Raw genomic sequence first — 6867 nt, forward strand, 5'->3', positions numbered from 1 at the left:
AGACTCTGGCTTAAGGGGTTAACGTCTCAAACGCGCGTGATGATCCTGGCGCGCGTTTAACATTGTGCGGGGCAGCTGGGACATAGGCTGCGCCAAAGGGCTGAGGATCAGGATCCTAGTGGCAGGCCGCTCAGAAGGGCGGCTGTAGAGGGGGAATGCATGGCTACAATTGAAGGCGCTGGGACACTTTCGGGCGCTGGCGCAGGAATTCTTGATCGCGAGCACACGGTCGCCAAGGCCGGCTTCAATCGCTGGCTGGTGCCGCCGGCGGCACTCTGCATCCATCTCTGCATCGGCATGGCCTATGGCTTCTCGGTATTCTGGCTGCCGCTGTCGCGCGCGATCGGCATCACGCAGAGCAAAGCGTGCCCGGACATGTCGCTGTGGCAGGAGTTGTTCACCACGACCTGCGACTGGAAGGTCGCGAGCCTGGGCTGGATGTACACGCTGTTTTTCGTCCTGCTCGGCGTTTCCGCCGCGATCTGGGGCGGCTGGCTCGAGCGCGCCGGTCCGCGTAAGGCGGGCGCCGTCGCCGCCTGCTGCTGGGGCGGTGGTCTTCTGATCGGTGCTTTCGGTGTGTACGTCCACCAGCTCTGGATCATGTGGCTCGGCGCTGGCGTGATCGGTGGCGTGGGACTTGGACTCGGCTACATCTCCCCGGTGTCGACCTTGATCAAATGGTTTCCGGATCGCCGCGGCATGGCGACTGGCATGGCCATCATGGGATTTGGCGGCGGTGCCATGATTGGGGCGCCTCTGGCCAATCTCTTGATCAACTACTTCAAGACGCCCACCTCGGTCGGCGTATGGGAGACCTTCGTCACGATGGGGGTGATCTACTTCGTCTTCATGATGATCGGCGCGTTCGCCTATCGCGTGACTCCGGCCGGCTGGCAGCCCGAAGGCTGGACCCCGCCGAGTGAGAAGAAGTCGATGATCACCGAGCACCATGTGCACCTCAACAACGCGCACAAGACGCCGCAGTTCTGGCTGATCTGGTGGGTGCTCTGCTTGAACGTTTCGGCGGGTATCGGCGTGATCGGCATGGCCTCGCCCATGCTCCAGGAGATCTTCGCGGGCAAGTTGATCGGGCATCCGGAGCTGACCTTCGGCCAGCTTTCGGTTGAACAGAAGGCAACGATCGCTGCGATCGCTGCGGGCTTTGCCGGTCTGCTGTCATTGTTCAACATCGGCGGCCGGTTCTTCTGGGCGTCGATGTCGGACCTCATGGGTCGCAAGAACACCTACTACACGTTCTTCATCCTCGGCATCGCGCTCTATGCGCTGGCGCCGACCTTCGCGGCGATGGGCTCGAAACTGCTGTTCGTACTCGGCTTCGGCATCATCCTGTCGATGTATGGCGGCGGCTTCGCGACCGTGCCGGCCTATCTCGCCGACATGTTCGGCACGCAGTTCGTCGGCGCCATTCACGGCCGGCTGCTGACGGCGTGGTCGACTGCAGGCATCATTGGCCCGGTCGTGGTGAACTACATCCGCGAGTTCCAGCTCGCGGCGGGCGTTCCGCGCGACCAGCTTTACAACACCACCATGTACATCCTGTGCGCCATGCTGATCGCGGGCCTGATCTGCAACTATTTGATCAAGCCGGTCGATCCGAAGTGGAACATGAGCAACGAGGAACTCGCCAGACTCCAGGCGGCCAGCGCCAAGACCGAAGCCGGCGTCCAGCATGGTTCGTTTGGCATCGGCACGGGTGGCCTCGACGTCAAGGCTGCGCTGTTCTGGGCATTCGTTGGTGTTCCACTGGCTTGGGGTGTGTGGAAGACCCTGGAGAGCGCGGTCAAGATTCTCTGATTGCAACATCACCGCCGCGGCGCGCGTTCCGTGCGCCGCGGTCGCCTTACCGCAACAAGGAATAGCTGGGGGACTCCATGGTTCGTAATTTGGTCTGCCTTGCCGCAATACTGCTCGTGGCCGGCTCGCTCCACGCCGCATCCGCTCAGACCGCAACGGTGCCTGCGGCACCCGCCGCAACGACCGACGCCAAGCCGCCGGGCAAGATCAAGCTCACCATGCAAAAGCTCAAGGACATGAAGGCCAAGTGGGCAGCCAACAAGCCCAAGCTCAAGGCCTGTCGCGCCGACGTGAAATCCAAAGGCCTCGCAGGCGACGACCGCTGGTTCTATATCGAAGAGTGCATGAACAAGACGTGAGACTGCGCGACAATCGAGTCGGTGAGGGGGCATGGAGCTGGCGGCTGCATGCCCCCTTAAACGCTTATTGGAACGCATGAATTCTCTTGGCATCTGGTATGCCAGGAGTTAGACTTAGACTGTTCTAAAGAGATTTACGAGACGCATCGATGAGCCATGACGTGCACGAGGTTCGCTCGTTCGAACATCCGGGCGAGGGACGGAAGCGAGCCAAGGCTACCCCCAAGGGGCGGCAGGTTGACCCCACGGCCGCGCACGAGATCGAGCAATTGCTCGGCGACAGGCCGCGGCGGCGCGATCTGCTGATCGAATATCTCCACCTGATCCAGGACAAGTATCGGCAGATTTCGGCCGCGCATCTCGCGGCTCTGGCCGACGAAATGAAGCTCGCTTTCGCCGAGGTGTTCGAGACCGCGACCTTCTATGCGCATTTCGACGTGGTGAAGGAAGGCGAGGCGGATATCGCGCCGCTGACGATCCGCGTTTGCGATTCGCTCACCTGCGCGATGCTCGGTGGAGAGAAGCTGCTCGAGGATCTGCAAAGCGCATCCGGCCCCGGCATTCGCGTGGTGCGCGCGCCCTGCGTCGGCCGCTGCGATACGGCGCCTGCTGCGGAGGTGGGACATAATTTCGTCGACCATGCGACTGTGGGCAATGTGCTGGCGGCGGCGAAGGCCGGCGATACCCACGCGCATCTGCCGAAATATGTCGACTACGACGCGTATGTTGCGGGCGGCGGTTACAAGCTGCTCAATCGCCTGCGCTCGGGCGAACTGCCGACCGACGATTTGCTGAAGGCGCTCGACGATGCCTCGCTGCGCGGCCTCGGCGGCGCCGGCTTCCCGACGGGACGCAAATGGCGGGCGGTACTCGGCGAGCCCGGCCCGCGGCTGATGGCGATCAACGGCGACGAGGGCGAGCCCGGCACGTTCAAGGACCGCGTCTATCTCGAAACCGACCCTCATCGCTTTATCGAAGGCATGCTGATCGGGGCGCATGTGGTGCAGGCGTCCGACGTCTACATCTACATTCGCGATGAGTATCCGGCGGCGCGCGCCATCCTCGAACGTGAGATCGCAAAACTGCCTGCGGGCGGGCCGATCCTCCACATGCGCCGCGGCGCCGGCGCCTACATCTGCGGCGAGGAATCCTCGCTGCTTGAGAGCATCGAGGGCAAGCGCGGCCTGCCCAGGCACAAGCCGCCTTATCCGTTCCAGGTCGGCCTGTTCGGCCTGCCGACGCTGATCAACAACATCGAGACGCTGTGGTGGGTGCGCGACATCGTCGAGAAGGGGGCGGACTGGTGGAAAGGCCACGGCCGCCACGAGCGGCACGGCCTGCGCAGCTTCTCCGTCTCGGGCCGGGTCAAGACTCCCGGCATGAAGCTCGCGCCCGCCGGCATCACCGTGCGGGAGCTGATCGAGGAATATTGCGGCGGCATGGCCGACGGCCATCAGTTCTACGCCTACTTACCGGGCGGCGCGTCCGGCGGCATCTTGCCGGCGTCCATGGATGACATCCCGCTCGATTTCGGCACGCTGGAAAAATACGGCTGCTTCATCGGCTCGGCCGCGATCGTGATCCTGTCGCAGCAGGACAGTGTGAAGGCGGCAGCGTTGAACCTGATGAAGTTCTTCGAGGACGAGAGCTGCGGCCAGTGCACACCGTGCCGCGTCGGAACCGAGAAGGCGGCGCTCTTGATGCAGCAGCCGGTCTGGAACCGCGCACTTCTGGAAGAATTGAGCCAGGCGATGCGTGATGCCTCGATCTGCGGGCTCGGACAGGCGGCGTCGAACCCGCTCTCATCCGTGATCAAATATTTCCCTGACGAGTTCAAGGAAGCGACCGAATGACCAAAATTACGTTCGAGCTCGATGGCAAGCAGGTCGAGGCCAGCGCCGGCGAGACCATCTGGCAGGTGGCCAAGCGCCAGGGTCGCGAGATTCCGCACCTGTGCTATTCACCGGAGCCGGATTACCGTCCCGACGGCAATTGCCGCGCCTGCATGGTCGAGATCGAGGGCGAGCGCGTGCTGGCGGCCTCCTGCAAGCGCACGCCGTCGGTCGGCATGAAGGTGAAGACCGAAAGCCACCGCGCGGTCGCCGCGCAAAAAATGGTGATGGAGCTGCTCGTCGCCGACCAACCGGCGCGCGCGACCTCGCACGATCCGGAGTCCAAATTCTGGCACTGGGCCGAGACCACCGGCGTCACCGAGAGCCGCTTCCCCGCCGCCGAGCGCTGGAGCACCGATGCCAGCCATCCGGCGATGCGCGTTAATCTAGATGCCTGCATCCAATGCGGCCTGTGCGTGCGCGCCTGCCGCGAGGTCCAGGTCAACGACGTCATCGGTATGGCCTATCGCAATCACGAGTCGAAGATCGTGTTCGACTTCGACGATCCCATGGGCGAGTCCACCTGCGTCGCCTGCGGCGAATGCGTGCAGGCGTGCCCGACCGGCGCCCTGATGCCGGCCGTGATGCTCGACGACAAGCAGACCCGCGTCACCTACGCCGACAAGAAGGTCGACTCGCTCTGCCCGTTCTGCGGCGTCGGCTGCCAGGTGACCTATCAGGTCAAGGACGAGAAGGTGATCTATGCGGAGGGCCGCGATGGCCCGGCCAATCACAACCGTCTCTGCGTCAAGGGCCGCTTCGGCTTCGACTACATCCACCACCCGCATCGGCTGACCAAGCCGTTAGTGCGGCTGCCCAATGCGCAGAAGGATGCCAACGACCAGGTCGATCCGGCCAATCCCTTCACGCATTTCCGCGAGGCGAGCTGGGAGGAGGCGCTTGATATCGCCGCCAAGGGCCTGGTCAAGATTCGCGACGAAAAGGGCGTGAAGGCACTCGCCGGTTTCGGCTCGGCCAAGGGCTCGAACGAAGAGGCCTATCTGTTCCAGAAGCTGGTGCGCACGGGCTTCGGCTCCAACAATGTCGATCACTGCACCCGCCTGTGCCACGCCTCGTCGGTGGCTGCGCTGTTCGAGGGCCTGAGCTCAGGCGCGGTGTCGGCGCCGTTCGCGGCCGCCATGGATGCCGAGGTGATCTGGGTAATCGGTGCCAACCCGACGGTGAACCACCCGGTCGCGGCAACCTATATCAAGAACGCCGCCAAGAATGGCGCAAAGCTCTTCGTCATGGATCCGCGCCGGCAGAGCCTGTCGCGTCACGCGACCGAGCATCTGCAGTTCAAGCCGGGCTCCGACGTTGCCATGCTGAACGCGATGATCAACACGATCATCACCGAGGGCCTGACCGACGACCAGTACATCGCGGGCTATACCGAGGGCTTTGACGAGCTCAAGGAGAAGATCAAGGACTTCACGCCGGAGAAGATGGAGCCGATCTGCGGCGTCCCGGCGCAAACCTTGCGCGAGGTGGCACGAACCTATGCGCGGGCTAAATCGTCGATCATCTTCTGGGGCATGGGCATCAGCCAGCATGTCCACGGCACCGACAATGCGCGCTGCTTGATTGCGCTGGCGCTGATCACCGGTCAGGTCGGCCGGCCCGGCACGGGCTTGCATCCGCTACGCGGCCAGAACAACGTGCAGGGCGCTTCCGATGCCGGCCTGATCCCGATGTTCCTGCCGGACTATCAGCCAGTCGGCCGCGACGATCTGCGCGCGAGCTTCGAAAAGCTGTGGGGACAAGACCTCGATCCCGTCCGCGGCCTGACCGTGGTCGAGATCATGAACGCGATCCATGCCGGCGAGATCACGGGCATGTATATCGAGGGCGAGAACCCCGCGATGTCCGACCCCGACCTCCAGCATGCGCGCCAGGCGCTCGCGATGCTCGACCATCTCGTGGTGCAGGATCTTTTCGTCACCGAGACCGCGTTCCACGCTGACGTTATCCTGCCGGCCTCGGCGTTCGCGGAGAAGGATGGCTCCTTCACCAACACCGACCGCCGCGTGCAGCTTGCACGCCAGGTGATCAAGCCGCCGGGCGATGCGCGGCAGGATCTCTGGATCATCCAGGAGATCGGCAAGCGCATGGGCCTGCCCTGGAATTATTCCGGCCCGGGCGAGGTCTTCACCGAGATGGCGGAATTGATGCCGTCGCTGAAAAACATCACCTGGGAACGGCTGGTGCGCGAAGGCGCGGTAACCTATCCCGTCGACGATCCCGACAAGCCTGGCAACGAGATCATCTTCACCACCGGATTCCCGACCGCGAGCGGTCGCGGGAAGATCGTGCCGGCCCACGTCATCCCGCCGGATGAAGTACCCGACGCCGAGTATCCGATGGTGCTCTCGACCGGTCGTGTGCTCGAGCACTGGCACACCGGTTCGATGACGCGCCGCGCCCAGGTGCTCGACCAGATCGAGCCGGAAGCGGTCGCCTTCATGTCGCCGAAGGACATGCGCAGGAAGAAGCTCGCACCCGGCGATTTCATCCGCCTGGAGACCCGCCGCGGCGCGGTCGAGGTCAAGGTCCGCTCCGACCGTGACGTGCCGGAAAACATGGTGTTCATGCCGTTCTGCTACGCTGAGGCGGCAGCGAATCTCTTGACCAATCCGGCGCTCGATCCGTTCGGCAAGATTCCGGAGTTCAAGTTCTGCGCGGCGAGAGCCGAGCGCGCCGAGATGCGCGACGCGGCGGAGTAGGCCCTCCACCGGTTTCCTGGGGCACGACAGGGCCCAATCAAAGCTGTCGTCCCGGCGCAGGCCCATTGGCGCTAAAAT

At 63.6% G+C, this 6867-nt stretch carries 4 protein-coding genes; all 4 read left to right on the forward strand.

Annotated elements, in window-relative coordinates; genetic code table 11:
* Positions 1-159: 159 nt before the first annotated feature.
* The 4 genes from FXV83_RS16775 to fdhF all read left to right on the forward strand — a co-directional run bounded on the left by FXV83_RS16775 (position 160) and on the right by fdhF (position 6789).
* Positions 160-1815 (forward strand): OFA family MFS transporter, encoded by a 1656-nt coding sequence (locus tag FXV83_RS16775; protein WP_148740517.1) that lies wholly within the window; start codon positions 160-162, stop codon positions 1813-1815.
* A 77-nt stretch (positions 1816-1892) separates the two neighbouring features.
* Positions 1893-2174, forward strand: coding sequence for a hypothetical protein (locus FXV83_RS16780; protein WP_148740518.1), 282 nt, complete (start codon positions 1893-1895; stop codon positions 2172-2174).
* Between the two features lie 149 nt (positions 2175-2323).
* Positions 2324-4027, forward strand: coding sequence for an NADH-ubiquinone oxidoreductase-F iron-sulfur binding region domain-containing protein (locus FXV83_RS16785; protein WP_148740519.1), 1704 nt, complete (start codon positions 2324-2326; stop codon positions 4025-4027).
* Complete coding sequence (fdhF, locus tag FXV83_RS16790) at positions 4024-6789, forward strand: formate dehydrogenase subunit alpha (protein WP_148740520.1); 2766 nt, start codon at positions 4024-4026, stop codon at positions 6787-6789. Before FXV83_RS16785 ends, fdhF begins: the two co-directional genes overlap by 4 nt.
* The last annotated feature ends 78 nt before the right edge of the window (positions 6790-6867 follow it).

The sequence above is a fragment of the Bradyrhizobium hipponense genome, from assembly GCF_008123965.1.
GTDB lineage: Bacteria > Pseudomonadota > Alphaproteobacteria > Rhizobiales > Xanthobacteraceae > Bradyrhizobium > Bradyrhizobium hipponense.

Excerpts from the sequence above, each read along its gene's own strand:
- FXV83_RS16775 (WP_148740517.1), top strand. The coding sequence starts at position 160 with ATGGCTACAATTGAAGGCGCTGGGACACTTTCGGGCGCTGGCGCAGGA.
- FXV83_RS16780 (WP_148740518.1), top strand. The coding sequence starts at position 1,893 with ATGGTTCGTAATTTGGTCTGCCTTGCCGCAATACTGCTCGTGGCCGGC.
- FXV83_RS16785 (WP_148740519.1), top strand. The coding sequence starts at position 2,324 with ATGAGCCATGACGTGCACGAGGTTCGCTCGTTCGAACATCCGGGCGAG.
- fdhF (WP_148740520.1), top strand. The coding sequence starts at position 4,024 with ATGACCAAAATTACGTTCGAGCTCGATGGCAAGCAGGTCGAGGCCAGC.